This window comes from Methanolobus vulcani (genome assembly GCF_900100715.1).
Lineage (GTDB): Archaea > Halobacteriota > Methanosarcinia > Methanosarcinales > Methanosarcinaceae > Methanolobus > Methanolobus vulcani.
Map to the genome: position 1 here is coordinate 155,163 of NZ_FNCA01000001.1, position 25,977 is coordinate 181,139.

Sequence of the window (25,977 nt, forward strand, 5' to 3'; positions counted from 1 at the left end):
AGGGATCTGATGGGAAATAAATTAAGAATCGCCATGTTCTCATGGGAAAGCCTTAATTCCATAACCGTTGGCGGACTGGCACCCCATGTAACCGAGCTTTCAGAAGCTCTGGCACTTCAAGGACATGACATTCATATTTTTACACGCAATAAGGATATGTTGCCTTATGAGGTCATAAACGGCGTTCATTACCACAGGATATACCACGCCCTTGACGGCGGTATTGTCCAGCAGATGGACAGTATGTGTGACTCAATGTACAGTGCATTCACTGAAGCCACCAATACGTTTGGGAAATTTGACCTTACACACGTACATGACTGGCATCCTGTAAACCTGGTATGCAGACTGAAAGAGGAATCAGGAATTCCTTTCATAATGACATACCATAGTACCGAATGGGGCAGGAACGGTAACAAACATGGCAACTGGTTGGAAGCCATGGAGATAAGCCACCGGGAATGGAGGGGTGGCTACGAATCTGCAAAAGTAATAGTCACATCCACAAAACTAAAAGATGAGATCCAGTACCTTTACCAGATCCCGGATTACAAGATCAGCATAATACCCAATGGCATACACGGGGACAAAATGAGGATGGATGTGGACCCTGGCAAACTAAAAGAAGAGTATGGGATACATCCATACGCACCTGTTGTTCTTTTTGTTGGAAGGATGAATTACCAGAAAGGTCCTGATCTTTTTGTGAAAGCTATTCCGGCAATTCTGGCAAACAAATGGGACGTAAAGTTTGTCATTATAGGTGAAGGTGAAATGCGACCCGAATGTGAAAGGCTTGCACATGAACTGAAAGTTATGGACAGTTGTCGCTTCCTTGGTTATGTAGATGAATCCGTGAAGAAGAAGTGGATGAATGCCTGCAACCTGATATGTGTCCCAAGCCGCAACGAACCTTTCGGTATAATCCTTCTAGAAGCATGGGATGCCGGGAAGAATATAGTTGCAACCGATGCAATCTCTCTTATTGATAATTTCAAGGACGGAGTCATAGTTTACCAGAATCCGGATTCCATTGCATGGGGAATAAATCACGTACTTAACAATTATGCTGACGATGAACTTGGAAAAGAAGGTAAGAAACTCATAGGAACAAGATACAACTGGGACAACATAGCAGAATCCACAGTTGATGTTTACAATGAACAATTGCAACATGTCCGGGATCAGTAAAACGATAATGAATTAGTATGGAGTGGGATAATGAAAAAATTGTTTTACAAATCTTCGAGAAAAGCAGGGCTTTCACCTGGATCCTTGATACATATCGGTGAGGAGAGAACAGAAAAGCCCAAGATAACCCTTATCGACTATGACAACGATAACTATCAGGAACGTGTAGTTGAAAATGTAGAGGAATGTTTCCCTTTTAAGGACTATCCTACTGTAACATGGATAAACGTGGATGGAATCCATCAGGTAGACATAATTGAAAAACTGGGAATGCATTTTGGGCTTCATCCTCTTGTAATGGAAGATATTGTACACACCACACAGCGTCCGAAGATGGAGGACTACGATTCCTACATATATATTGTCCTGAAAATGCTCTGGTTCAATAATGATGATACTGATGTTAAAGCTGAACAGGTAAGTATTATTCTCGGAGATAATTTCGTTCTGTCCTTCCAGGAACTTGAAGGCGATACTTTCAATTTTGTCAGGGAAAGAATACGAACTGGAAAAGGCAGAATAAGACAGATGGGAGCCGACTATCTTGCATACGCGCTCCTTGACTCTATTGTTGACAATTACTTCATTATCATTGAAAAATTCGGAGAGATAATTGAGGATCTTGAGGAAGAGCTGGTGGAAAATCCAGAACCAAGAACCCTCCAGAACATACACGATCTGAAAAAGGAGATGATATTTCTTCGCAAATCAGTATGGCCGCTCAGAGAAGTTATCAGTGGACTTGAACGCTCGGAATCACATCTCATAAAAGATACCACATTCGTATTCCTCAAAGATGTCTACGACCATACAATACAGGTTGCAGATGCCATTGAAACATATAGGGACATACTTTCCGGAATACTGGATGTTTACCTGTCAAGTGTAAGCAACAAGATGAACGAGGTAATGAAAACACTCACCATAATTGCAACCATATTCATCCCTCTGACCTTCCTTGCAGGAATATATGGAATGAATTTCAGTTATATGCCTGAGCTGGGATGGAAATGGGGTTATCCGGCTGTGTGGGTAATCAATATAACGATATGCATTTCTATGTATGCGTATTTCCGAAGGAAGAACTGGCTTTAATATTAAATGAATAACAAAACGAGTAGCGATCCAAGATGTTTGAGATATATCACCCACCGTTTACCACAGAAGCTGAAGACACTAAAATAATAGTTGAAAAACAGGGAGATGACCTCATATATAAGCGCCTGTTCAGAGGAAAAGAGGAAAAAGAACTTGTTTTGCTAAACAACGATGGAGACATAACAATAAATCCTATTGAACCGGTAAACCTTCCTGAAGCTATCACTTCTTTTCTACTTATAGAATTTAAAAGGTCAGCAATTATCCGTTCCGGGGATAAGAAAAAAATCTATCTTAAATTTCCTGTGGAGATAGGGGTCTTTATTAGTGACAAATCTGGAAATCATGAAGTGATCGATATTTTCACATTCAATAAAGTTAAGTACACACTTTATGGAAGCCATACACAGGGCATAATCTGCAGGCATTGGGAAAGCGACATATATACTGATGAGCCGGACACAGAGAAACTCTATGAAGGATTCATAGAACTGGATATTGCTAATGAATCCAATCACCAGATGGAGATCACAAATGCAATATTCAACGCCTATGGTATGAAGATCTACTTCGGGGATAAGAGACTTGGTATGAAAGCCAGTATGAAGATAATAAACAAGCTCCTTGCTGAAACGGATTTCAGTACTTATCCTACAACATCCAGGTTCAAGCGTTCAATGGAACTCTACACAGCACGTAAACTTGCAATAACAAGCACTAAGGGGATCATGGAGTTTGGTATATGAGCAATAACAGCACCACCAGCACAGTTTCATCATATATACCAGCACTCTCTGATCCGCTATTTCAGATAACAACAGTAATAGCTGTTCTTTTCTTTACAATATTGATAGCAAAAGGCATAACGATTTATTTACAGAGGTCGCTTAAGGATAAGATGGACAAGGAGCATCTGAATATCCTTATTAAGTCCATCTATTACGGATCAATAGTTATTGCTGTGGTAGGAGTTATTTTCCCGTATCTTCAGATCAATACCTCAGGTCTCCTTGTCGCCGGAGGAGTTGTTGGTATAGTTCTTGGTTTTGCCAGTCAGAGTATCATGGGCAATTTAATTTCTGGAATTTTCCTTATGGTTGAACGACCCATAAAGATTGGGGACCAGGTTAATATTGATAATAAGCTGGGTTATGTTGAAGATATAAAGATAATCTCCACCATAATCCGCACCTATGATGGTCTTTTTATCAGGCTTCCTAATGAAACGGTTTTCACAACCAGCATAACAAATTATGTTGCAAACCTTACCAGGAGGTTTGAATATGTGGTTGGGATCCGGTACAATGATGATGCTGATGAAGCTATAAAGATCATCAAGGACATAATCGACTGGGAACCTTTTGCTTTGGTCAATCCCGGACCAAGTATTTTTGTTGACACATTGGGTGATAACGCGGTCAATATCATTGTCAGAATATGGGCACCTGCAACACAATGGTATGATATGAAAACCAGGCTTCTCTGGATAATCAAGAAAACACTTGAAGAGAACGGTATAGAGATCGCATTCCCACAGAGAACGATATGGTTTGCCAGTGAACTGAACACCAGAAAGATGTCAGATATTTCAGAAACAGGATATGATGAGCAATGAAAGCCGTATGCGTTTGTTTTGAGGTACATCTGCCTTTGCCTTTGCGCTGGTACTGGCCAAGAGAAGGATACGGAGATGTCCATATAGAAAAATACTTTGACATGGAAAAAGCATTCCATAACTTCACAAAATTTGCCGCAAACATTGAAACATTAAATGAAGCACTGGCTAAGTCTATTGAGAACGGGGGTAAATACACACTTGATATATCCGGCGTTTTTCTTGAACAGTGCAAATGGGCTCCTGAAATAATAGAGGGATTTAAAAAACTTGGGAACAAGAATGTCTCATTTGCAGCCTCACCTTATTATCACTCCATATCATGCCTGTTTCCAAGCCTGGCTGAATTCAAAGAACAGGTGGAAATGGATATAGAAGTTATCCGGGATGTTTTTGGCACTGAGCCTGAAACTTTTGTAAATACGGAACTGCTGTTTGATAAAAAGATAATGAAGACTCTTCATGAAATGGGATTCAAGTGCTTTATTTCCGAAGGCTCACACAATATCATGAACGGATATGACCCCATGCATGTTTATGATAACGAAGTCCCGACACTTCTGAGACACATAAACCTGAGTGAGGATCTGGAGATAAAATTCTCAGATAAAGGATGGCCAGGATACCCACTTATCGCTGACAAATTCGCATCATGGATATCAAGCATGAAAGGCGAGGTAATTACGCTTTACATAAAATACGATGCTATCAACACTCATCTTCAGAAGAATGAAGGAATACTCGAATTTCTTCATGAGCTCCCAATATGCCTGAAAAAACATGGCGTGAAAATGCTATTAGCTGAAGAGGCTGTGGAAAGTTTCAAAAAGACAGAACTTTCTTCCCTCGAATCAAAAACAACAGCACGTTATGGAATGCACAACCTGCTTGGAAATCATGCACAGCATCTTTTCATGCATGAACTTGTTGATATTGGCGAGATGCTTGAAAAAATGGGCGATAGCGGAAAAAAAGAGGAACTAACAAAGATCTTCAGATACCTGCAGCAGAGCGAGATATTCCTGGAAATGAATTCCGAGGAAAGAAGGCTTGGATATGAGAGAGCAGTAAATGATATTTCCATACTTTCAGACATCGAACGGGCAATAATTATAGCAGAAGCAACTGAAGCTGCAGAGAATAAATCTGCCGGGAAAAAGGAGGCTGCACAATGAACTCCATCTGTCCTTTCTTTGAAGTTCACCAGCCATACAGGCTGAGGTGGTTCTGGCCTGACCACAAGAAAGGTTTTGACCGCTATTTTGATGAAGCTGTCAACAAGGAGATTTTCCATAAGGTTGCAGGTAAATGTTATATTCCGGCAAACAGGACATTGCTGGAGCTTATTGACGACACTGACGGCTACTTCAGAGCAAGTATGTCTGTCACTGGGACTTTGCTCGAACAATGCGTGGAATGGGGAGAAGATGTCCTGGAATCATTCCGGGACCTTGCTGAAACAGGATGCATTGAATTTCTGGACGAGACATGTTATCATTCCCTTGCATCACTTTTTGAATCAAAGGATGAGTTCATGGATGAGGTTAAAGAACACCGCAACCTCATGTCTGAACTTATTGGTGTGAAGCCACGAATATTCAGGAACACTGAGATGCTCTACAACAACAGTGTTGCCCACTTTGTTGCAAAACTCGGATATGATGCCATTCTGACAGAAGGTATTGAGAGTATACTTCATGGAAGATCACCTGACCATGTATACAAGGCAAGGCACTCAAACATTGCAGTTCTGTTGCGTAACTATAAACTAAGTGATGATATCGGTTATCGTTTCTCATCCAGATGGTGGGAGGAATATCCACTAACGGCAAGTAAATGGGCAGACTGGGCTTCCTGGAACCATGGGGAGACCCTTAACATCTTCATGGATTACGAAACATTCGGTGAACACCAATGGGAAGAAACTGGAATATTCGACTTCCTCAAAGCATTACCAGGAGAGGTAAAGGACAGAGGAATGCGTTTTCTTACACCATCTCAGACCATTGACACATACAAACCTGCAGGTGAGATAGATGTAGGAGACTTTTCCACTATTTCGTGGGCTGATATTGAACGAGACACCAGCGCCTGGCTTGGTAACGATATGCAACGCCGCTGTTTTGAAGAAATGAAATTGCTTGAACCCTATGTCAGGAAAACCAATGACCCCGAACTGCTCAGGATATGGAAACATATGCTTACATCCGACCACTATTACTACATGAGCACAAAATGGCTTGGTGACGGTGATGTGCATTCATATTTCAGCATTCATAACTCACCATACGATGCAGCAGTAAACTTCATGGCAGCACTTAATGATTTCAAGTCCCAGGTTTTCAGAGCCCTTAATCCACCAGCATAATAATATATTGCGTAATGTCATATAATTCATCTGGAGTTTGTGTATGGTAAGAGATCTTTACATGTTCTCAAGAGTGAATGAGGAAGCAGATGTTATCTGGTTCAAGGTCGCATATGAGAACACAGTACATTCTGAAGCTGATATAACTTCTTTTTTTGCAGAGAAAGGACTTGATATTAGATTTGCATACCTGGATAGCTCGGAAGACCCGACAAAAGGCAAATATGTCATGTTCACAGAAGCTGAAAAAGGAAGAGATATCGGCAGTATTGCAGAAGAACTTGAAAAAATGGATGTTGTACTCTCGGTAAAATGGGGTTACTCTAAGAACCGGGCCATCCAGTCAGTAGATTTTCCGCTGCAGTTGCTAGGTAAAAGGGCAGTCATCATCAGGGCAAAGACCTTTGTTGATATTATCAACATTATGAATGAACAGGTACCCCAATCCGAAGGACTTCTTACCATGATAGGAATCCGAAACGGTGCCGGAGCAGCCAGATACATGCAGGAGATGGTGGAGATGAATGATGACAATTTCCTTGGTCTTCTGGGAGAACTTCTCATGGCTGCTGGCTGGGGAAAAATTGAATATGACATCAATATTTTCGAACTTACCGGAATTGTGAGAATGAAAGATTCTTTCCTTGCTGATGAGTATGGAGAGAGTGATGTTCCTGTATGTGTTTATATTAGTGCATTTCTTGCAGGATACATATCAGAATGCCTCAAAAAGACAGTACAAGTAAGAGAATCAAAATGCAAAAGCATGGGTGATGAAGTCTGTGAGCATGTAATTTCTGCTGCTCCATCAGGTGTGAAAATTGAGCACTTACTCAGGGGAGAGCTACATTGATAAGGCAACCTAATGCAATCCTTGGAAACAATAGATTACTTGTTACAATGGGTAAAAAAGGTGAAATTTTTGGGTATTACTACCCTGGGAGAGATTTTGCTCAGCATGTGGAAGACTCTCAATCATGTTTATACGATGGAAAAGGGGTTATCTGGTCCAATTCCCGTGAATGGGTTGCTGACCAGAAATACATCGAGAACACAAATGTTGTCAGTACAGAACTAGCACATCCAAATGGTCTTAAAATGAACATACTTGATTATGTTCACCCCAGACTACCGGTATTGGTCCGGAAATACAAAATTCGTTCAGAGAAAAGATTCAGTGGTAAATTCTTCTATTACTCTAATCTCCAAGTTGGAGAAATGAAAAAGAAGAACTCTGCATTCTGTGATTATGATTCTGGGCTTGTGGCGCAGTACTGGAAGAACTATTACATTGGAATCAGCTCAACTCCCATATTCAAAGAATGGCAGATAGGAAAAGCAATGGACACGATATGGTGGACAAATGCCAAGTATGATATGGAAGACGGAGAACTACAGAGAAACAATGAAGATATTGGCAACTTAAATTGTGCCGTTGGATGGAACATTGATATTGATGCATCAAAATCAGCTGATTTTACAGTTTATATTGGTGCAGCTTCCAGAAGAACTACTCTCTATAGGAGAATGCGTGAAATTCAAACTGAAACACCAGAAAGCATATACAATGATGTACAGGAAAACTGGATCAAATGGCTATCCAAAAAGAAGCTACTGGAACTTCCCGATTATATTGGCTTTGAGACTTTTAAGCAGGAACTACAAGCCGCATTTAATAGGTCACTTTTAACTCTGAGTCTGCTAAGTGATCCCATTAAAGGTTCATTTGTAGCTTCTCCTGAATTCGATCATGAGTTTGAAATGTGTGGAGGTTATGGATACTGCTGGAACAGGGACAGTGCAGAGATAGTGTTGTCACTTCTTAGATCTGAATACCCGGAGTACTGTTCACGGTTCTTTAAGTGGTGCAAAAACACCCAGATGCATGATGGTTCATGGTTCCAGCGTTACTGGCTTGATGGAAATACAGCACCTTCCTGGGGGAATTTCAGTTTTTCAACACAGATAGATGAAACCGGTAGCACCATATTTGCAATGGACCAGTATTATCGCACACTTAAACATCCTGTGAAAGAGGAATTTCTGGACAGCGTCTGGGCTACCGTGTTAAGTGCCGCTGAATATCTTATGAGAAGAACTGCCGACGGAGTACACGATCCCTGTATCTGTTTATGGGAAACGCATTCAGGTATTTTCACTTATACCAATGCTGCAATTTACGCAGGACTTCTTAGTGCCGCCAATATGGCAATGGACTACAATGAAAAAGGACTTGCTGACAGATGGACAGAAAGAGCTGAATTTATTAAGAAGACCACTATTGAGAGATTCTGGCTTGATGAAGGATATTTTGCAAGGGGAATAACCAATGGCCATCTTGATACTGCCATCGATGCAAGTATCATGGGGACTTTTGTTCCTTTTAACATGCTCTCTCCTGAAATACCAGAAGAGAAGGCAATGATACAATCCATCATTGAGAACATAGAAAAACAACTAAGGGTTCCAGTAAGCGACCACTTTGGAATCAAGCGATATGTGGATGACAATTACATAGAAGGAAATCCATGGATAGTTACAACCCTATGGCTTTCAAAAGCATTGCTTGAAATGGCATCTGTTATTGATCATACTGCGGGAGAAACTGAGAATCGCGAGCATCGAAAACTTACACATGATGCATTAAAGTACATTCAGTGGTCTCTCAAAGGAACAACAAGTGCCGGAATGCTCCCTGAGCAGGTAAATAAATACACGGGCCGTCCTGCATGGGCTATCCCGCTTTGCTGGAGCTGTGCACTGATGCTGGATAATATCCTCCTGCTTGATAAAATACAAAGGAAAATCAACAGCTCAAAAAAAGAAATAGAGGACACCGGAATTACATATGATATTTTCAGACTATCATGAAGGAACTTCAAAGGAATGGCTGATAACTAACGGCCTTGGAGGATATGCGTCTTCCACTGTGATAGGAACTAATACTCGAAAGTATCACGGACTGCTGGTTGCTTCCATGAATCCACCGGTAGAGAGAATGGTGTTGCTTTCTTCCCTTGATGAAGAACTATACACTGAAGATGGAACTTACAAACTCGCCGTTCACAAATACCCTGGTACTGTTTACCCGAATGGCAACGAATACCTGATAAAGTTCATCACAGAACCTTTGCCAGAGTTTCTTTACAGGGCAGGCGGGCTGATAATAAAGAAATATATTGTGATGGTAAACGGAGAGAATACTACTATTGTAAAATATGATATTGAAAATCCGGAGAAAAAGAAAGCTTTTCTCAAGATCCTGCCCCTGATAAACAGTAGGTCAATCCACCATCTTACCAAAGCTTCTGACATCGCTTTTTCTCAGCAAGCTGGAGAAAATAAAACTACAATTAACAATTCTCATTTACAATTCAGTCTAATCTCAGACACGAGATATCAGGCAGATGAACACTGGTATTATGATCTTGAATATGAGATCGAACTTTCAAGAGGCTATCCTTACCAGGAAGATAACTTCAATCCCGGTTATTTTGAACTTGAAATTAGTGATGAATGCTGTTCATGTTTTGTGGTTGCAAGCGCAGAATCCACGGAAAACTGGAAAAAAACAGATATTCAGACAATTGATGAATTGATAAAAAGGGAAGAAAAAAGGATTCAGGATATTGCAACATCAAGTTGTGAAAACGATAGCTTTTTGCAGAAACTGCTGGTTGCTGGTGACTCTTTTATTGTTAACAGAAAGAGCACAGGTGCCAGGTCGATAATCGCAGGTTATCACTGGTTTGCTGACTGGGGCAGGGATACCATGATATCACTGCCAGGTCTGACACTTGTAACCGGAAGGTTCGATGATGCAAGATCTGTACTATCTACTTTTGGGTCCAGTTGCAGAAGGGGCCTGATACCAAATCTCTTTCCAGAGAATCCGGCAGATTCCCCTGTTTATAACACAGTAGATGCTTCCTTGTGGTTCGTTCATGCCACCGGAAAATATCTGGATTATACTGGAGACCTGGCATTCATTGAGAAGATGTGGCCAACTATCATTGAAATTGTGGATAACTATCGAAACGGAACTGACTACGGTATCATGATGGACAATGATGGACTTATCGAACATTCCGGACAGCTCACATGGATGGATGCAAAAGTAGGAACCTGGGAAGTAACTCCAAGAAGAGGAAAAGCCTGTGAGATCAATACCCTCTGGTATAATGCGCTTATCTATACTGCAAAGATGGGAGAAAAACTCGGTAAGGATGTGTCTGGTCTTAAAAAGATAGCTGAGATCACGGCTAAAAGTTTCAAAGAGAAATTTCACAACACCGAAAAGAACTGCCTCTATGACTGTATTTCAGGTCAAGGTGAAGATTGGAATGATTCTTCCATAAGACCAAATCAGATCTTTGCAGTATCTCTTAGTCACACGATGCTGCCACATGAGATTGAAAAAGGAATTGTGGATATAATAAGTGAAGAACTGCTCACCCCTTACGGACTGCGAACACTCTCACCTGCTGACAGCAGGTACACAGGATATTACAGAGGAAATACTAAGGAGAGGGATGCAGCTTATCACAATGGTACCGTCTGGCCGTGGCTGCTTGGACCTTATATCACTGCATATTCAAAGGTTTATCGGGATAATACCGGAACAAAAGATAAACTTAGAGATTTGCTGAAAGGAATTGAAGGGCATTTGGACAATGCATGTATTGGTAGCATATCCGAGATATTTGATGGTGATAATCCCCATGAACCTGATGGATGTGTTTCTCAGGCATGGAGTGTAGCTGAGATCTTACGTTGTTATGTCGAAGATATAAAGAAATAGAGAAAATGTAAATATATTATTTTAAAGATTTCATACGCAATCTTTAAGAGAGTTTAAATTCATTTTAATATGTAATTTTGGGTTTTATTATAAAAAGTGTGTGGGAATTATGGAATCTATGAGAATTGCTATGTTCTCATGGGAGAGTCTTCACTCGGCAAAGGTCGGTGGACTGGCACCCCATGTGACAGAGTTATCAGAACAGCTTGCTAAATTGGGACATGAAGTCCATATTTTTACTCGCAGTGCCTGGTACCGGGATTACGATGAAATAAACGGTGTTCATTACCAGAGATGTAATTTTGACGAATCGGGAGATATACTTTCCCAGATGAACAAAATGTGCGATGCCATGTATTCGCGTTTTATTCAGGTTTCAAAAGAATTCGGGGATTTCGATATAATCCACGGACATGACTGGCATCCGGTGAACGTATTGAACCGTATCAAATACGAGCTAGGTAAACCATACATAATGACGTACCATAGCACTGAATGGGGCAGGAACGGAAATACACACGTTAACTCTTCTACGGCTCATGATGTTTCCCATAGGGAATGGCTTGGAGGCTATGAGAGTTCACAGGTAATAATTACTTCAGACAATTTCAAAAGAGAAGTTCAGGATCTCTACAGTATCCCTGACTACAAAATAGATATTATCCCAAATGGCATCTCTCCTGGTAAAATGGAAAGAGACGTTGATGCTGGCTCTATCAAGAGGGATTATGGTATCCATCCTTACTCACCGGTTATACTTTTCACAGGCAGAATGCACTACCAGAAAGGACCGGACCTGCTGGTCAAAGCCATTCCTAAAGTGCTTGATGGGAACAACTGGGGAGCACATTTTGTATTTATCGGTGAAGGCGAAATGAGGCCATATTGCCAGAACCTTGCCAATGATCTGAATATTGGAAATTCATGTCATTTCTTAGGATACTCTTCCGATGATGTACTTAAAGATTGGACTAACGCATGTGATATGACGTGCGTCCCCAGCAGGAACGAACCTTTCGGAATTGTTGTACTGGAATCATGGGACGCAACAAAAGCAGTGGTTGCAACAGATGCTGTGAAAATTGTAGACAATTTCCAGAACGGTGTGCTTAGTTACAGGAACCCGGAGTCAATTGCATGGGGTATTAATTACGCTCTGGAAGGCCTGGATTCACGAACACCCAGTATGGGTTCTAACGGAAAGAAACTTGTCAAAACAAAATTTAGCTGGGATACAATTGCAAGAAACACGGTTGAAGTTTATAACAAAATAGAATGAAGTGATAATATGGACGAAATGTGTTTAAGTATAGGTGAAGCAGCAGGTTGTGTTTACAAATTGCTCGAGAATGGAGAATCCAATATGGCGAACCTGAAAAGCCATCTGAAGGATAATGGATATGACCAACAGATGGCATTCATGGCTATCGGTTGGCTTTCAAGAGAAGACAAGATATGTATGGCCAAGAATGGAAATTCATGGTCTTTAAGATTGAAGTAAACATATAGATCAGACTATCGCCTGAGACTTGAAAGCTATCTCAGGTTACTTTTTTCATATTCAGAGTCTATAAAAAACTAATTTTTATAGTTTTGAGGATTACTGAAAAATTACAGTATGTTACGGAGTAATTTGATATATGTAAACCTCAATAAATTAAGTACTTATTAAAAACAGATATAGGGGGAATTATATGATGAAAATTAAAAGTAAACCAGATAAGAAACTGGTTTTTAAGCCTATGCTATTGTTGATCGCAGTAGTAGTATTAACAAGCACTGCAATGGCAGCAAGTAACAGCACAGGGAACCGAATATGGGATGCAGATGAAAATCTCTCTCTTGATTATAACTGGACCGCACTGACCTATTCAGGGTTCTATTATGACCTTGACTCAGGCGAAGGATCGGAAACACTTACGATCAAGCTTGATAGCAACAGTGACAGAAGTATAGGAGAAGGAGACCTTAAGTATTCAACAACTCCTATTAGCACAGATTTCCAACACAGCGACTGGGGTTCCTATCAGGTTATCGGATTTATGGCTGAAAGATACTTTGCAGGTTATACTGCTAATACACAATATACAAGTAATAGTGTCAGCCTGATATCTGACGGAATCCTCGCAAAAGTACTACGTGATGACGATGAAAAAGTATCATTGTATTCAGGCTCATCTCTTGTACTTGAAGAAGGATACGAACTAAACATTGAAGAAGTTGATGTGAACGGAAATAGTGTTCTTGTGAGCCTGAAAAAAGATGGAACAGAAGTAGACACTGGTATAGTTTCTTCAGATGACGATTATGTATATGAGAAAGAACTTGGAACCAGTGATAAAGTTGGAATAATTGCAGTTCATTTCAACAACATCTTCCAGGGAACAGAAACAAATGCAGTATTTGTACAGGGTGTTTTCCAGGTCTCTGAAGACTATGTTGAGATAACATCAGGAGATACTTTTGGAAAAATGCAAATCAATACCTTAAGCTCTGACATGATCACAATGGAAAATTCAGATGGTATCACACTTGGGAGAGGTAATACTATCAGTATAATGGGCAAGTTAAAATTCATAGTTGCTGACAGCAGCACACTGAGATTCGGACCTGAGCTGGATATGTCTGAACCGGGAACTTATGAGCTCAGAGGTACGGTCGCAGAAGGCGAAGGACTAAAATGGACACCTCTGAACTTTGAAGGTTTCTACTACAATATCGATGAAGGTGTGGGAACTGAATCCCTTGAGATAACCAGCCTGAGTGGACGAACAATAAGCGACGGAAATCTTGTTTACAAGAGTATACCAGCTGATGTCAGTTTTGAACACAAGGACTGGGGAGATTTCCAGGTTATGGGTTTCATGGCTGAGAAATATTTCGCAGGATACCCTAACAACAAGTTCACCAGTGATGTAAGTCTTCTTTCAAATGGCAAACTCTCTAAAGTCCTCATTGATGATGACAGTAAGACCTCACTATATTCCGGTTCTTCACTGGCACTGGACAACGGATATAAGCTTGATGTCGTGGAGGTAGATGTTAATGGTGACAGTGTCATGGTAAGTCTTACAAAGGATGGAGATCAGGTCGATACGGGCATCGTTTCTTCAAACGATGACTATGTTTATGAGAAAGAACTTGGCTCCACAGATAAGATACCTGTGATAGTAGTGCATTTCAATGATATCTTCCAGGGAACAGAGACTAATGCCGTATTCATTGAAGGTATCTTCCAGATCTCAGAAGACCTTGTGGAAATCTCAGATAATGATATGTTTGGAAAAATGGAAGTTACTAGTTTCGCATCCGACCAGATCATCCTTAAGAACAAGGACTCTGTTTCACTTACCAGAGGAAATACCATTGAGATTATGGGCGATGTTTCATTCAATGTTGCCGATTCCAGTGATGTACGCTACTATCCTTTCGTAAAAGTCTCTACTTTACCTTCAGAATCACTTGCACTCGAAATAAATTCAGTGCTGAAACAAAATGAGCAAATCGAAATAAAAGTAACATCAAGAGGTGCTGCTGTAAGCGGTGCTACGGTGATGTTCGCAAAGGAGCAGGTAGGAGATACAGCCACTGATGGAACAATAACATACACTCCGAAAACCGCAGGTACTTTCACTGTGACAGCCGAGAAAGAGGGATTTGTTTCTGCAAGTGAAAAGGTAGAAGTGATCTCTCCCGATGATGCCACAAAGAAGCTTATAATTGAGGTTTCACCGGAAACAGTTGTTCAGGATGATACTATCACAATCTCTGTGATGACTGCCATCGGAGGAGATGCTGTAAAGGATGTTCAGGTTTCTTATGACAACAAGTTCATTGGAAACACCAGCACAGACGGCACACTTACATACACGGTAAAAGAAACAGGAATGCACAAACTGACAACATCATCAACTAGTTACCTTGATGCTGAACTGAATCTGGAGGTTCTTGCTCTTGAAGCAAAGTTCTCATACTCAAACCTTCAGGTAAGTCCTATCCTTGCAAAGACAGGTGAAAATGTAAATGTAACAGTAGATGTAACAAACACCGGAACAGCAGCAGGTAACAAGGATGTTGAACTGATGATCAATGGAACAACTGTGGATTCACAAAGTGTTTCACTTGATGCAGGACAATCAACTTCTTTGACATTTACAGTCTCTGAGAATGAAGCCGGAACCTACGAAGCACAGGTTGGCAGTTCTACAGCAACTTTTAATGTCGAAAAGAGTTCTATTCCAGGTCCTGGAGTTCTGGTGTCTGTAATGGCCTTCATCGCTGTTGCAATGCTGATACGTAGGAAAGAGAACAAATAAACAGAAACTTAAAATTCGATTTGTGCCTGCATTTATGCAGGTGCTTATATTCTTTTTTTGAATTAATCATCGAGCGTTTTTACTAGTTTCCAGTTATTTTTATACTGATAGAGAAGCTTAAGTAATTGAGTATTTATATAGTCAGAATACACTACGCTCTAAAACAGGATTTAAGAAGGCATTTAAATGGACATTACTTCCTATATCTTTGATATACTCTACACTTTCTCATCAACACTGTTGTACCCGGTGATAATAGTACTGATATTGCTTGCTGTTTATTCCCTGATACTGATCGGTGAATTCATTTCAGAATCGTTGAAACGAAAACGTGATACGGAGAATCTAGAACTTTGCTGCAGCAGTACTCGTAAACACATACTCACCAAAGATTATGAAAAGGCTGCAGGCTCACTCCGAATTCTCAAACAGAACTTCCTTGTGAAAAACTTTGCATTAAGTGCGGCTGATCATATTGAAAAGGAAGATCTTCTGTCACTTGAGTGGATAGTCCAGGAATACGAAATAAATATGGCAAAAAGACTGGAACAAACCAGAATTGTTGCAACAATCTCACCAATGGTAGGACTTATGGGAACTCTTATTCCACTTGGACCTGCACTTATAGGCCTTTCACAGGGAAATATAGAGGAACTGGCTAACAACCTCATGATAGCATTTGCAACAACTGTTATAGGACTTTTTGCAGGAAGCATAGGATATGTGCTCACCCAGATAAGAAAAAGATGGTATTGGCAGGATATGGCTGATATTGATTACATCCTTGACACCCTGGAGGTTAAAGAATGAGACGCAGCAGGAATGACCGCCGAAAGCAGATATATGACGATGAGGAACAGAACCCGCTTACTGGTGTAGCGAACCTCTTTGACATTGCAATGGTATTCTCTGTGGCACTTCTGGTGGCACTTGTCATGTCCTATCAGCTTCCGGAACTGTTGAGCCCCACAGAGAACATAACCATTGTGAAAAATCCCGGTGCGAAGAATATGGAAATGATCATTAAAGAAGCCGGTGAACCTGTAAAAGTGCTTGATATGAGTGAGAATAAGGGTACTGGAGCAGGAGAATATCTTGGCGCTGCTTATAGATTGCCGGATGGTACCATTGTGTATGTTCCAAATGATGGTAACTCAACAGGAACCTAAAAAAAATCTGCAATTGGATTTTCAATAATCATACTGATTTGAAAGCTAAGATCACTATATTTGATATAAAATCACAAAAATGTAGTCATATGAGTTTGTATAATAATTAAAATATAAACTAAAACATCTTTTTTATTCTTAGCACTATTTAATCATTTTTTCACGATTAATTGTTCTGTGCAATTTTTGCACATGTATATATATGAACGCCAATATATACATATAGATGCCACATAAAATATACAAATGATGAAATCCTGAACGAACTAGTGTGAGGAGTAATGTATGGATATGAATTCAATGAAAATGAACTCGATGAATATGAAATCCATGGATATGGACGATATGGATATGATGGACATGGAAAACATGAATTTATGCCAGAGTTGCGGAATGCCAATGAAAGATCACATGGATTTCGGAACTAATGAAGATGGTTCAATGAACAATAACTATTGCACACATTGTTATCAGAAAGGTGATTTCACAGAACCTGATATATGCATGGACGATATGATCAATAAATGCACACATATGATGGTTGAGATGAACATGATGCCTGAAAAAGAAGCAAAAGAAATGAATATGAAGCTTATTCCAAACCTTAAAAGATGGATGATGGAAAAGACGTAAAAGTAAATTTTACAAAATCAAGTTGATTTTATTTCTTCTTTTTTATCAATTACTTCGTTTTAGCTGGATCCAGAAGTATCATTGGATCTAAGGAACCTTTTTTCAGCTACATATAGAAAAACCATCATAATGAATGCTATTACAATCAACATTCTGTCAGATGAAGCCTTGAATAGAACCAATGCACACAGTACAATTGAATCAAGCAATATCGCTATAGTTATTAGCAGAGGATTTGCATTAATGTCCTTTTGCAATTTGCGTAGAACGCCCCATTGCAGAACAATATCCATTACAAGATAGAGAATAGCTCCAAGAGAAGCTATACGACTAAGATCAAGGAATATTGTCAGAATAATAGCAATCACTATTGTATAAACCAGTGTATGCTGCTGTACACTTCCAGGCATGCCAAAATGACTGTGTGGAACAAGCTCCATTTCTGTTAGCATTGCAAGCATTCGTGACACCGCAAAAACACTGGCAATAATACCAGAGACCGTGGCAATTATGGCTAACAACACGGTAAACCACAGACCAAAGCTACCAAAGACTGGTCTTGCTGCTTCTGCAAGGGCAAAATCTCTTGCCTGTGAAATTTCAGCAATACTAAGACTTCCTGAAACTGCAAGTGATACTAAAAGATAAAGTATTGTGCATATTGAAAGAGAAATGATTATTGCCCTTCCCACATTCTTATGCGGATCTTCGACTTCAGAACCACTGTTGGTTATAGTTGTAAAACCTTTATAAGCAAGCACTGAAAGGGCAATAGCTGCCAGAAATCCCATTGAAGAAAAGGATGATACGTCAGTTGATACTGAAGAAAAGGAAAAGTCTGCAAGCCAGAGACCGACTATTCCAAAAATAGCAATTCCACCTATTTTGATAAAAGCCATGCTGAATGAAATCTTTTCGATTACATCATTACCTGAAATGTTCACAATAAATGCAAAAACCAATAAAACAACACCTAAAACAGGGATAAGAAAACTTCCCTGCTGAATATCAAATAACTGTAATGTATATGTACCAAAAGTACGTGCAACAAGACTTTCGTTGATCACCATGGAAAATGCCATCAGTAGCGCACTAAAGCCTGTTATGACCTTTTTACCATAGGCTTTTTTCAAATACATTGCAATTCCTCCTGCCGAAGGATAGGCATTTGACATTTTTATGTAAGCATATGAGCTAAATGCTGCAACAATCGCACCAATTACAAATGCTGCGGGAAACCATTGTCCCGCAAGTTCAGCAACCTGCCCCAGAAGTGCAAATATACCTGCACCTATCATTACGCCTGTCCCAAGAGAAACAGCACCTGTTAGCGTCAGGCTTCCAGATTTGTATTGACTCAATATTTACCCCCCGGGTAATAAAAGCTGGTTGAAACTACTTGTATGTTTTCATAAATAAAACTGAGAGAGCTTAGTGATCAATGAATTTAACGATAGTTGTCCAGATATTTGCCCTTATTTTAGAATAACCATGGAGTGAGCATCAAGATCTACTTTTACAAACATTGCTTCACCTGATTGTTCAATTATGAATTGCTGCTCAGGACAAAGCAAATTCGTCATTTTCTGACCTTTGCTGTGAAGACTACTATCTATGATAATACAATCTTCCCCTGGTTCTGGATCAAGGTTCATTGCTACAAGAACTTCGCTTGTATCAAGTATGCGCGAATATGCCAGTGTATTTTTGCCTGATAAGGGATAAAAAAAATCTGTGCCATTTTCAGAAATTTGTCTGAAATACTGCCTTCCATATCTCAATGCGGGTTCTGACATTCTGATCTTTGCCACTTCTGATATCCCACAATAGATCGGATTTTCCGGATTGAAGAAATGATATCCTTGTGTCCTGAATGCTCCCCATTCACCACCAAACATACACTCACGGATATATGCATCATCTTCTCCACCGCCATCAAAACCCTGCTCTGTGCCGTAATAAATGCAGGGTATGCCCTGACTTGTTAGTAAATATGTCATTGCAAGAACAGCCTGCTGATGAATGTTGTTCCCATGCATGAAACGCCTGTATGGCCTTATCATCTGGTCATGATTATCTACGAAGGTTACAAAATAACGGCCGGCTTCACCATGGTCAGTATAAAGGTTCCTGAAAGCCTCATATCTGTTCCTGAGAACTTCAGGATTACTGAAACCTTTTATCACTTCCTCAAGCACGAAATACAGGGGAAAATCCAGTGCAGCATCAAGGGAAGGAAAACGTTCATTGGTACCCGGAATACGACTGTTGCGGCCAATGTATTTCTGTATGGTTGTGTCATCTCCTACTATTTCCCCGAAAATGAAGAAATTGTGTTTGCCGATAGACTTGGCATATTCCTTGATGGCATTACAGAAAATAGCTGTTGAACTGGACTCCAGATGCTTTACAGTATCTATCCTGAACCCATCTATATCAGTCTCTTTTATCCAGTATTTGTAGATCTTTATTAATGTATCAAGTACATCTGGTCTGCTTACATCAAGCTCTTTCAGAGTGAAGAAATCACCATTTACAGCCTGCTCAGGATCGTTCCAGTCAGTTATCTGACCTCGTCTTTTGTAACATTCAGGACTTTGAAGTTCCTGTGGCCAGACAGCATCGTTTTCACCAATACTATTGTGATCATTATCAGTGGGAAAAGTACGCCATGCTCCAAAATCAAAAGGACCTGGGGCATTCTTCCAGTAATAATATGGATCGTCTTCGGGATATTCCCAGTTGTCTCCTGTGTGATTGATTATAATGTCCAGAATTACATACATATCACGACTATGAGCTTCTTTTACAAGCTCCTGAAGGTCTTCTAGCTTTCCGAATCTTTCATCCACCTTCAGGAAATCCTGTATCCCATAACCATGATAGCTTTCATCTATTTCCTGTCTGTTACGGAATACCGGACTTAACCAGATGGCATTAGCACCCAGACCTTTGATATAATCAAGTCTTCTGGTTATGCCTTTGATATTGCCCCCCTGAAACTTCTTTCCCTGTGAAATATCAAGCACCTGCGGCTCTGATGAGTTGCTGTAAGGTTCTGTATCACCCACATTGTTGTCAAACCTGTCCACCAGCAAAAAATAAATGAACACATCCCTCCAGTCTGAAGGAGAAGGAAAAACACCATTTTGAATATCAAAATTAATGTCTTTAACAGATCGGATATTTTCTCCCATATGAATCCCTGTTAATTATTGTGTCTTAAAGATAATAATCATTTGTACCCTGTGCAGAGTATTAATAAAATCGTATTAGATCAGTCACGCATATCTGAGCATATAAGCATGAAGTCATCTCTGGAAATTGAGCGGAAACCATTTCTGAGAAACATACCCCAACGGGCTTTATTCTTGATGAACTCCAGTTGAGGTATCAGCGGCCCGACATCTGTTTCATGGATGTCGGCAAGATATTCAACCTCACGCCGATATGGTTTAAATGAAGCCGAAAGGTTCACCTGAAATACCTCTTCCCCGGTAACCCTTGCAATTGCCACGAATCTCTGATATGGTTTGGTATCGCCGTATATTCTTTTTGGAGAATAGTATGCTATCCAGTCACCAATATTCATCTTTTCCAGGGGAGAGCTCCTGCCGTGAGAAGCCTGGGTGAAGCCCCCATGTATTCCTGCAAGCACATGATCCTTGGATGCAACTATGAGCCAGTATCCAACCTTGTTTTGCATATTTAGACTCCAATCCTGATAGTCAGCTTTTACTTTCTAGCTGTACTAAAACCCATCAAAGAATATGGAAGACAGTGCCTTGTTATCGATGAAAAAAGCCCAATAAGTGCAATCAGAGCAAGTATCCACTGCCATATACCCGGTGCTACCAGATCCATTGCAAGGGCAATTATTGCCAGCGTTCCCAAAAGTGCCCTGATAAAAAGATCAAAACCGCCTACATTCTCCTTGAATAATAATTCATTCGTATCCATATATTCACTCCCTTAGGTAAATTGAACAGAATTTCAAGTAAATGACTATTCTGAACACAGAAAATATGGACAAACTTACAGATAAAAGGTTCTGATATTTAGTTAGAAAAGAGTGAAGTACACCAGCCGGGATTCGAACCCGGGTTCGAGCGTTGGCAACGCCCGGTGATAACCGCTACACTACTGGTGTGCTTTGCTTAGGTGCCCAGACCCGGACTTGAACCGGGGACAACTGCCTCTTCAGGGCAGCGCTCTCCCAACTGAGCTACCTGGGCATGATGACCCGAAGCACCTAAATGTTGCTTTTACATTTAAACTTAACTGTTGCAAGACTGTTTTTGGTGGGCCCGCGGAGAGTCGAACTCCGGACCTCCGCCATGTCAAGGCGACGTCATGACCAGCTAGACCACGAGCCCATTATGCAGTTTGCGAATATCTGTAAACACCTTGCTGCTTTCTAACACTTTAGTGCTATTATCGCACGCCTTGGCGCTTATCAGCACCCCTCATAATGCATAATAGGTGATAAACCTTTTGGGTAAACAGACATAATACCTGACCCTGCATATAAAGAACAGTATCCTTAACACATGCCAGCAATAATTCATATTTGCAACAGAACATCTGCAAGTATAGATACAATAAGTTCCCTCTAAATCAGCTCTATACCAAATAATGAGATATGTTACAAATATTCAACATCAATAGACACTATTACACATAAGAAATACACAGGGCAGATAATACACAGATTAAAGCCTAACATTCAAACCAGCACATGCGGCACATCTATGGAAATAGATACCTTGCGCCCTGACAGAAAATAAACTTCCGGGCAACCAGTAAGAAACAGCAATACTTGTAGATAATTGGAGAGTTAATTACAGCTAATAGATTATTAAACTTCATTAACTATAAAATGTGTCTGGAGTGGAATTGGCATCAGCAATACTTTTTGTAGATCCGTCCGGATAAACCATGGTCAAAACATCTACGGTTCCATTCAGAGCATGTGAATCATGAAGATAGAAGGCATCATTCTTACGTGAAACATTCTTAGCAAATATCACAGCATGGTCCCTGCCAATCTCAACTACCTCAATATCCCCGAAATCCGAAAAGAAAGTATCAATTGAAGGTTCCAGATTGTGCGCGCCCAGAAGAGATATGTACATACTTGAGAACATATCCAGGCCATAGGAACTGGATATTACCGCATTTGTGCCCTGAAATCTCATTGTTACCTGCTTAAAATGAATGTACTCCTCTCCGTTGGAGATAAAGCTATTGCTGGCTGAAAACGAAAGCAAGGAGATGATAAGTGCTATGATCAGAAATGCTGTCAGCTTCATAATATTATATCCTGAGCAACAAAGGAAGGCATAATTTCTTATATTCTGATGCCACTATACTCATATTAACTTTACTCACAAATTAAATATAATAAATTTGACTTGCATAATTATAAAAACCGTCAAGTATATATTTTGTACGTACAACTGTGAACAAACCACAAAACTTGCGAGAAGACTATGGAAAAAGAGACTACTGATTCTAGTGAAGAGATTGAACTGTACGAGGACAATTTCGAAACCACAGACTCCATAGATGTTCCGGAACTCTTAATAGACCAGATAATCGGTCAGGAACATGCAGTGGAGGTGGTAAAAAAGGCAGCCAGTCAGAGAAGGCATGTAATGATGATAGGAAGCCCGGGTACGGGTAAATCCCTGCTTTCAAAGGCAATGGCTGAACTTCTTCCAAAAGAAGAACTTCAGGATATACTCGCATATCCAAATCCTGAAGATAACAACAATCCAAAGATACGTTCTGTACCTGCCGGAAAAGGCAGGGAGATCGTAATGGCACACAAGCTGGAAGCACAGAAAAAAGCCCAGTCACGTAATATGTTGATGATGATCCTGGTATTCGGTATCATTATCTATTCATTCTACGTCGGCCAGCTTCTGTGGGGTATCATTGCAGCGATAATGATATTGCTCTTAACACGCCAGTTCATGCCAAAAGAAGAAATGATGATACCAAAGCTCATTGTTTCTAACTACCAGAAAGAACACGCACCATTCCTTGATGCAACAGGAACACATGCAGGTGCACTTCTTGGAGATGTCAGACACGACCCGTTCCAGTCTGGTGGTCTTGAAACACCAGCTCATGACAGGGTAGAGAGCGGTGACATACACAAATCACACAAGGGTGTACTGTTCATAGATGAGATCAACACCCTTAGCCTTGAATCTCAGCAGAGCCTGCTTACAGCCCTTCAGGAAAAGGAATATCCGATCACCGGACAATCCGAAAGGAGTTCAGGTGCACTTGTCAAGACAGAACCTGTACCATGTGACTTTATCATGGTGGCAGCAGGTAACCTTGATGCAATGGAAAAGATGCATCCTGCACTCAGGTCACGTATAAAGGGATACGGATACGAGCTTTTCATGAGGGAATCCATGGAAGATAATGCTGAAAACCGCAAGACTCTAGTCAGATTCGTGGCACAGGAAGTCATGAGAGACGGCCATATACCACCATTTGACCAGACCGCTGTGGATGAAGTTATCCGTGAAGCTCAAAGAAGAGCAGGTAGAAAGGGACATCTCACACTTAAACTCCGTGACCTTGGAGGTCTTATAAGAGTTGCAGGTGACATTGCTCAATCAGAAGATGCACCGGTTGCTACTGCAAAGCATGTACTTGCCGCAAAGAAGATGGCAAGATCAATCGAACAGCAGCTTGCTGACAGCTATCTTGAACGCAAGAACGATTACCAGCTTTTCAAGAAGATGGGAAGTGCAGTAGGAAGAGTAAACGGTCTTGCTGTAATGGGAGGAGATTCAGGAATCGTACTGCCGATAATGGCAGGAGTAGCTCCATCACTCTCTAACTCAGAAGGTAAGGTCATTGCAACAGGTATGCTCAAGGATATAGCAAAAGAAGCTGTACAGAATGTGTCCGCTGTAATCAAGAACGTAACAGGCAAGGATATAAGCAACCATGACATCCACATCCAGTTTATTGGAACGTATGAAGGTGTGGAAGGTGACAGTGCATCCATATCCATCGCCACTGCCGTCATATCAGCTCTTGAGAACATCCCTATCGATCAGTCTGTAGCCATGACAGGTTCGCTTTCCGTAAGAGGAGACGTGCTTCCTATCGGTGGTGCTACCTATAAGATCGAAGCAGCAGCAAGAGCTGGCATAAAGAAAGTAATTATTCCAAAATCCAACGAGGATGACGTACTGATCGAAGATGCATACAAGGATAAAATAGAGATAGTTCCTGTAACCAACATTGTAGAAGTTATAGAACACAGTCTCGTAGGTCCTGAAAAGGAAAGGATCCTTGAGAAACTTAAGAGTCTCAGCAGCCTCAAGACCGGTACCGAAATGCCTGAAGTGGTCCCTGTGTGAGCAGGGGCTGTTACTTATTTATTTAAATTTTTATTTCATTCACAAAGTGAGGAGTTAATAATGCATAGCGTAGACTTTTTTGATACAAGGATCATTGAGGGGACTACAACGTCTATTGTCCTTGATAATGGCAAGATAGAACAGATATCTGTCAATTTTACAAAAGGAGCAGCCGTCAGAGCTCTTAAAGGCGGTTCCTGGGGATTCACTTCCGCAGACGGAGATTTTGATGTTGAAAAAGCCATACGTGCAGCCTCTGAACTTGCAGTGAGCATGGATGAGAAATCACCTAAGGAGAAAGTAAAGATGCAGGATATCGCAAGTCCTGTAGTCTCAAATACTCCAAAAATAAAGAAGAATCCTCTGGATATTTCCCTTGAAGAAAAGGTCAGCAACCTGAAAGAGTTCGGAAAACACGCTAAAAAAGAAGGTATAAGCAGCACCAGTGCAGTGTACAGCGAATCATCATACAAAGTTATGTATACTGATTCCACAGGTGTGGAAGGAGAATATGATGTAGTACGTACCGGGTTTGCTATTAGCGCTGTAGCTTCAAGGAACGGAATGTATCAGGCAGGAAGGGAAAGCCGCTTTGGAGTCACAGGTTACGAGATATTCGATAAGTATAATGCATCAGAACTGGCAGAGGAAGCTGCAAACAGTGCATTACAACTTCTGGATGCAAAACCTGCCAAAGGTGGAAATATGCCGGTGATCCTTGACCCGGAGCTTGCTGGAGTTTTCGCCCATGAGGCAGTTGGACATGCTTCTGAAGCAGACCTCGTGCTGGAAGGAAGTTCAGTCCTTGAGAACCGCATAGGTAAGTCAATAGCATCCCCACTTGTAACAATTATTGATGACCCTACAATGCATGAATATGGTTATTTCCCTTTTGACGATGAAGGTTCACAAACTGAGAAAACAACACTCATAGAAAATGGAGTGCTCAAATCATACCTGCATTCCAGAGAAACCGCAGCAAAACTGGGAGGAACACCCGGACACTGCCGTGCTCAGGGACACTCCAAACCAATAGTCCGTATGAGTAACACATACATCGACAACGGTAGTTCAAAATTCGAGGAAATGCTTGAGGAAATAGGAAACGGAATGTACCTTATCGGTTCCAGAGGTGGACAGGTAAACACAGGAGAAGGTGTGTTCCAGTTCAATGCTGAAAAAGGATACCTCATAGAAGATGGAAAACTCACAACACTCATCAGGGATGTTTCACTTTCCGGGAAGATCCTTGAGATACTCAACAATGTAAAAATGGTTGGTGATGACCTGAAAATGAATTCAGGAAGATGTGGCAAAGGCGGACAGCTTGTACCTGTTACCGATGGTTCTCCGCATTTGATGATCTCTGAAGCAATGGTAGGGGGTGCATGA

The 25,977-nt window shown here is 40.7% G+C and carries 22 protein-coding genes and 3 tRNA genes; 17 read left to right on the forward strand and 8 right to left on the reverse strand.

The genetic code is table 11. The annotated features are described in order from the left end of the window. Nucleotides 1-9: 9 nt before the first annotated feature. The 15 genes from BLP52_RS00720 to BLP52_RS00790 all read left to right on the forward strand — a co-directional run bounded on the left by BLP52_RS00720 (nucleotide 10) and on the right by BLP52_RS00790 (nucleotide 17,191). Complete coding sequence (locus BLP52_RS00720; protein ID WP_091707823.1) at nucleotides 10-1,191, forward strand: glycosyltransferase family 4 protein; 1,182 nt, start codon at nucleotides 10-12, stop codon at nucleotides 1,189-1,191. Between the two features lie 30 nt (nucleotides 1,192-1,221). Then, nucleotides 1,222-2,286: a magnesium/cobalt transporter CorA gene (gene corA, locus BLP52_RS00725; protein ID WP_091707825.1), complete on the forward strand. Its 1,065-nt coding sequence runs from the start codon at nucleotides 1,222-1,224 to the stop codon at nucleotides 2,284-2,286. Nucleotides 2,287-2,321: 35 nt separating this feature from the next. Further along, nucleotides 2,322-3,035, forward strand: a complete 714-nt coding sequence (locus BLP52_RS00730; protein WP_091707826.1) for a DUF432 domain-containing protein — start codon at nucleotides 2,322-2,324, stop codon at nucleotides 3,033-3,035. Further along, nucleotides 3,032-3,904, forward strand: coding sequence for a mechanosensitive ion channel family protein (locus BLP52_RS00735; RefSeq protein WP_091707828.1), 873 nt, complete (start codon nucleotides 3,032-3,034; stop codon nucleotides 3,902-3,904). Before BLP52_RS00730 ends, BLP52_RS00735 begins: the two co-directional genes overlap by 4 nt. Then, the gene (locus BLP52_RS00740) at nucleotides 3,901-5,079 is read left to right on the forward strand and encodes a polysaccharide deacetylase family protein (protein ID WP_091707829.1); all 1,179 of its coding nucleotides are present in this window, start codon (nucleotides 3,901-3,903) and stop codon (nucleotides 5,077-5,079) included. Before BLP52_RS00735 ends, BLP52_RS00740 begins: the two co-directional genes overlap by 4 nt. After that, a complete protein-coding gene (locus BLP52_RS00745) occupies nucleotides 5,076-6,272 on the forward strand; it encodes a glycoside hydrolase family 57 protein (RefSeq protein WP_091707831.1) in 1,197 nt (398 codons plus the stop codon). Before BLP52_RS00740 ends, BLP52_RS00745 begins: the two co-directional genes overlap by 4 nt. A 43-nt stretch (nucleotides 6,273-6,315) precedes the next feature. Next, nucleotides 6,316-7,125 carry a V4R domain-containing protein gene (locus BLP52_RS00750; protein ID WP_091707833.1) on the forward strand — a complete coding sequence of 270 codons (810 nt, stop codon included), beginning with the start codon at nucleotides 6,316-6,318 and terminating at the stop codon, nucleotides 7,123-7,125. Further along, nucleotides 7,122-9,143 carry a glycoside hydrolase family 15 protein gene (locus BLP52_RS00755; protein ID WP_091707835.1) on the forward strand — a complete coding sequence of 674 codons (2,022 nt, stop codon included), beginning with the start codon at nucleotides 7,122-7,124 and terminating at the stop codon, nucleotides 9,141-9,143. The genes BLP52_RS00750 and BLP52_RS00755 overlap by 4 nt, the downstream gene beginning before the upstream one ends. Further along, nucleotides 9,121-11,073, forward strand: coding sequence for an amylo-alpha-1,6-glucosidase (locus BLP52_RS00760; RefSeq protein WP_091707836.1), 1,953 nt, complete (start codon nucleotides 9,121-9,123; stop codon nucleotides 11,071-11,073). The genes BLP52_RS00755 and BLP52_RS00760 overlap by 23 nt, the downstream gene beginning before the upstream one ends. A gap of 109 nt (nucleotides 11,074-11,182) precedes the next feature. Further along, the gene (locus tag BLP52_RS00765; protein WP_091707838.1) at nucleotides 11,183-12,352 is read left to right on the forward strand and encodes a glycosyltransferase family 4 protein; all 1,170 of its coding nucleotides are present in this window, start codon (nucleotides 11,183-11,185) and stop codon (nucleotides 12,350-12,352) included. Nucleotides 12,353-12,361: 9 nt separating this feature from the next. Then, entirely contained in the window at nucleotides 12,362-12,574 is a 213-nt protein-coding gene (locus BLP52_RS00770) for a winged helix-turn-helix domain-containing protein (RefSeq protein ID WP_091707840.1), read from the forward strand. Between the two features lie 193 nt (nucleotides 12,575-12,767). After that, nucleotides 12,768-15,389: an S-layer protein domain-containing protein gene (locus tag BLP52_RS00775; RefSeq protein WP_238380671.1), complete on the forward strand. Its 2,622-nt coding sequence runs from the start codon at nucleotides 12,768-12,770 to the stop codon at nucleotides 15,387-15,389. Nucleotides 15,390-15,575: 186 nt separating this feature from the next. Further along, nucleotides 15,576-16,199, forward strand: coding sequence for a MotA/TolQ/ExbB proton channel family protein (locus BLP52_RS00780; RefSeq protein ID WP_091707842.1), 624 nt, complete (start codon nucleotides 15,576-15,578; stop codon nucleotides 16,197-16,199). Beyond that, nucleotides 16,196-16,558, forward strand: a complete 363-nt coding sequence (locus BLP52_RS00785) for a DUF2149 domain-containing protein (RefSeq protein ID WP_091707843.1) — start codon at nucleotides 16,196-16,198, stop codon at nucleotides 16,556-16,558. Before BLP52_RS00780 ends, BLP52_RS00785 begins: the two co-directional genes overlap by 4 nt. A 285-nt stretch (nucleotides 16,559-16,843) precedes the next feature. Then, the gene (locus tag BLP52_RS00790) at nucleotides 16,844-17,191 is read left to right on the forward strand and encodes a zinc ribbon domain-containing protein (protein ID WP_202905700.1); all 348 of its coding nucleotides are present in this window, start codon (nucleotides 16,844-16,846) and stop codon (nucleotides 17,189-17,191) included. 59 nt (nucleotides 17,192-17,250) lie between these two features. Here BLP52_RS00790 and BLP52_RS00795 read toward each other — a convergent pair whose 3' ends face one another. The 8 genes from BLP52_RS00795 to BLP52_RS00830 form a co-directional block, all read right to left on the reverse strand. Beyond that, nucleotides 17,251-18,552, reverse strand: a complete 1,302-nt coding sequence (locus BLP52_RS00795) for an APC family permease (protein ID WP_091707845.1) — start codon at nucleotides 18,550-18,552, stop codon at nucleotides 17,251-17,253. Nucleotides 18,553-18,666: 114 nt separating this feature from the next. Further along, complete coding sequence (locus tag BLP52_RS00800) at nucleotides 18,667-20,388, reverse strand: alpha-amylase family glycosyl hydrolase (protein ID WP_091707847.1); 1,722 nt, start codon at nucleotides 20,386-20,388, stop codon at nucleotides 18,667-18,669. A gap of 80 nt (nucleotides 20,389-20,468) precedes the next feature. Then, complete coding sequence (locus BLP52_RS00805; RefSeq protein WP_091707849.1) at nucleotides 20,469-20,897, reverse strand: EVE domain-containing protein; 429 nt, start codon at nucleotides 20,895-20,897, stop codon at nucleotides 20,469-20,471. A 29-nt stretch (nucleotides 20,898-20,926) separates the two neighbouring features. After that, a complete protein-coding gene (locus tag BLP52_RS00810) occupies nucleotides 20,927-21,151 on the reverse strand; it encodes a YgaP family membrane protein (RefSeq protein ID WP_091707851.1) in 225 nt (74 codons plus the stop codon). Nucleotides 21,152-21,269: 118 nt separating this feature from the next. Then, a tRNA-Gly gene (locus tag BLP52_RS00815) sits at nucleotides 21,270-21,341 on the reverse strand. Nucleotides 21,342-21,353: 12 nt separating this feature from the next. Continuing rightward, nucleotides 21,354-21,426: transfer RNA gene (locus BLP52_RS00820), tRNA-Phe, on the reverse strand. Between the two features lie 64 nt (nucleotides 21,427-21,490). Then, nucleotides 21,491-21,567 (reverse strand) — tRNA-Val (locus BLP52_RS00825). A gap of 492 nt (nucleotides 21,568-22,059) precedes the next feature. Beyond that, complete coding sequence (locus BLP52_RS00830; RefSeq protein WP_091707853.1) at nucleotides 22,060-22,503, reverse strand: hypothetical protein; 444 nt, start codon at nucleotides 22,501-22,503, stop codon at nucleotides 22,060-22,062. A gap of 180 nt (nucleotides 22,504-22,683) precedes the next feature. Here BLP52_RS00830 and lonB point away from each other — a divergent pair, with 180 nt between their 5' ends. Both lonB and BLP52_RS00840 read left to right on the forward strand, forming a co-directional pair. Then, on the forward strand, nucleotides 22,684-24,585 hold the full coding sequence (gene lonB / locus BLP52_RS00835) for an ATP-dependent protease LonB (RefSeq protein ID WP_091707855.1): 1,902 nt from the start codon (nucleotides 22,684-22,686) through the stop codon (nucleotides 24,583-24,585). Between the two features lie 60 nt (nucleotides 24,586-24,645). Next, on the forward strand, nucleotides 24,646-25,977 hold the full coding sequence (locus tag BLP52_RS00840; protein ID WP_091707857.1) for a TldD/PmbA family protein: 1,332 nt from the start codon (nucleotides 24,646-24,648) through the stop codon (nucleotides 25,975-25,977).

Bases quoted from the DNA above. Each gene is read 5' to 3' on its own strand.
- BLP52_RS00830 (WP_091707853.1), bottom strand. From the start codon at position 22,503: ATGAAGCTGACAGCATTTCTGATCATAGCACTTATCATCTCCTTGCTT.
- BLP52_RS00735 (WP_091707828.1), top strand. From the start codon at position 3,032: ATGAGCAATAACAGCACCACCAGCACAGTTTCATCATATATACCAGCA.
- BLP52_RS00765 (WP_091707838.1), top strand. From the start codon at position 11,183: ATGGAATCTATGAGAATTGCTATGTTCTCATGGGAGAGTCTTCACTCG.
- BLP52_RS00800 (WP_091707847.1), bottom strand. From the start codon at position 20,388: ATGGGAGAAAATATCCGATCTGTTAAAGACATTAATTTTGATATTCAA.
- BLP52_RS00840 (WP_091707857.1), top strand. From the start codon at position 24,646: ATGCATAGCGTAGACTTTTTTGATACAAGGATCATTGAGGGGACTACA.
- BLP52_RS00775 (WP_238380671.1), top strand. From the start codon at position 12,768: ATGATGAAAATTAAAAGTAAACCAGATAAGAAACTGGTTTTTAAGCCT.
- BLP52_RS00790 (WP_202905700.1), top strand. From the start codon at position 16,844: ATGGATATGAATTCAATGAAAATGAACTCGATGAATATGAAATCCATG.
- BLP52_RS00810 (WP_091707851.1), bottom strand. From the start codon at position 21,151: ATGGATACGAATGAATTATTATTCAAGGAGAATGTAGGCGGTTTTGAT.
- BLP52_RS00760 (WP_091707836.1), top strand. From the start codon at position 9,121: ATGATATTTTCAGACTATCATGAAGGAACTTCAAAGGAATGGCTGATA.
- lonB (WP_091707855.1), top strand. From the start codon at position 22,684: ATGGAAAAAGAGACTACTGATTCTAGTGAAGAGATTGAACTGTACGAG.
- BLP52_RS00805 (WP_091707849.1), bottom strand. From the start codon at position 20,897: ATGCAAAACAAGGTTGGATACTGGCTCATAGTTGCATCCAAGGATCAT.
- BLP52_RS00745 (WP_091707831.1), top strand. From the start codon at position 5,076: ATGAACTCCATCTGTCCTTTCTTTGAAGTTCACCAGCCATACAGGCTG.
- BLP52_RS00780 (WP_091707842.1), top strand. From the start codon at position 15,576: ATGGACATTACTTCCTATATCTTTGATATACTCTACACTTTCTCATCA.
- BLP52_RS00750 (WP_091707833.1), top strand. From the start codon at position 6,316: ATGGTAAGAGATCTTTACATGTTCTCAAGAGTGAATGAGGAAGCAGAT.
- BLP52_RS00785 (WP_091707843.1), top strand. From the start codon at position 16,196: ATGAGACGCAGCAGGAATGACCGCCGAAAGCAGATATATGACGATGAG.
- BLP52_RS00770 (WP_091707840.1), top strand. From the start codon at position 12,362: ATGGACGAAATGTGTTTAAGTATAGGTGAAGCAGCAGGTTGTGTTTAC.
- BLP52_RS00740 (WP_091707829.1), top strand. From the start codon at position 3,901: ATGAAAGCCGTATGCGTTTGTTTTGAGGTACATCTGCCTTTGCCTTTG.
- BLP52_RS00720 (WP_091707823.1), top strand. From the start codon at position 10: ATGGGAAATAAATTAAGAATCGCCATGTTCTCATGGGAAAGCCTTAAT.
- corA (WP_091707825.1), top strand. From the start codon at position 1,222: ATGAAAAAATTGTTTTACAAATCTTCGAGAAAAGCAGGGCTTTCACCT.
- BLP52_RS00730 (WP_091707826.1), top strand. From the start codon at position 2,322: ATGTTTGAGATATATCACCCACCGTTTACCACAGAAGCTGAAGACACT.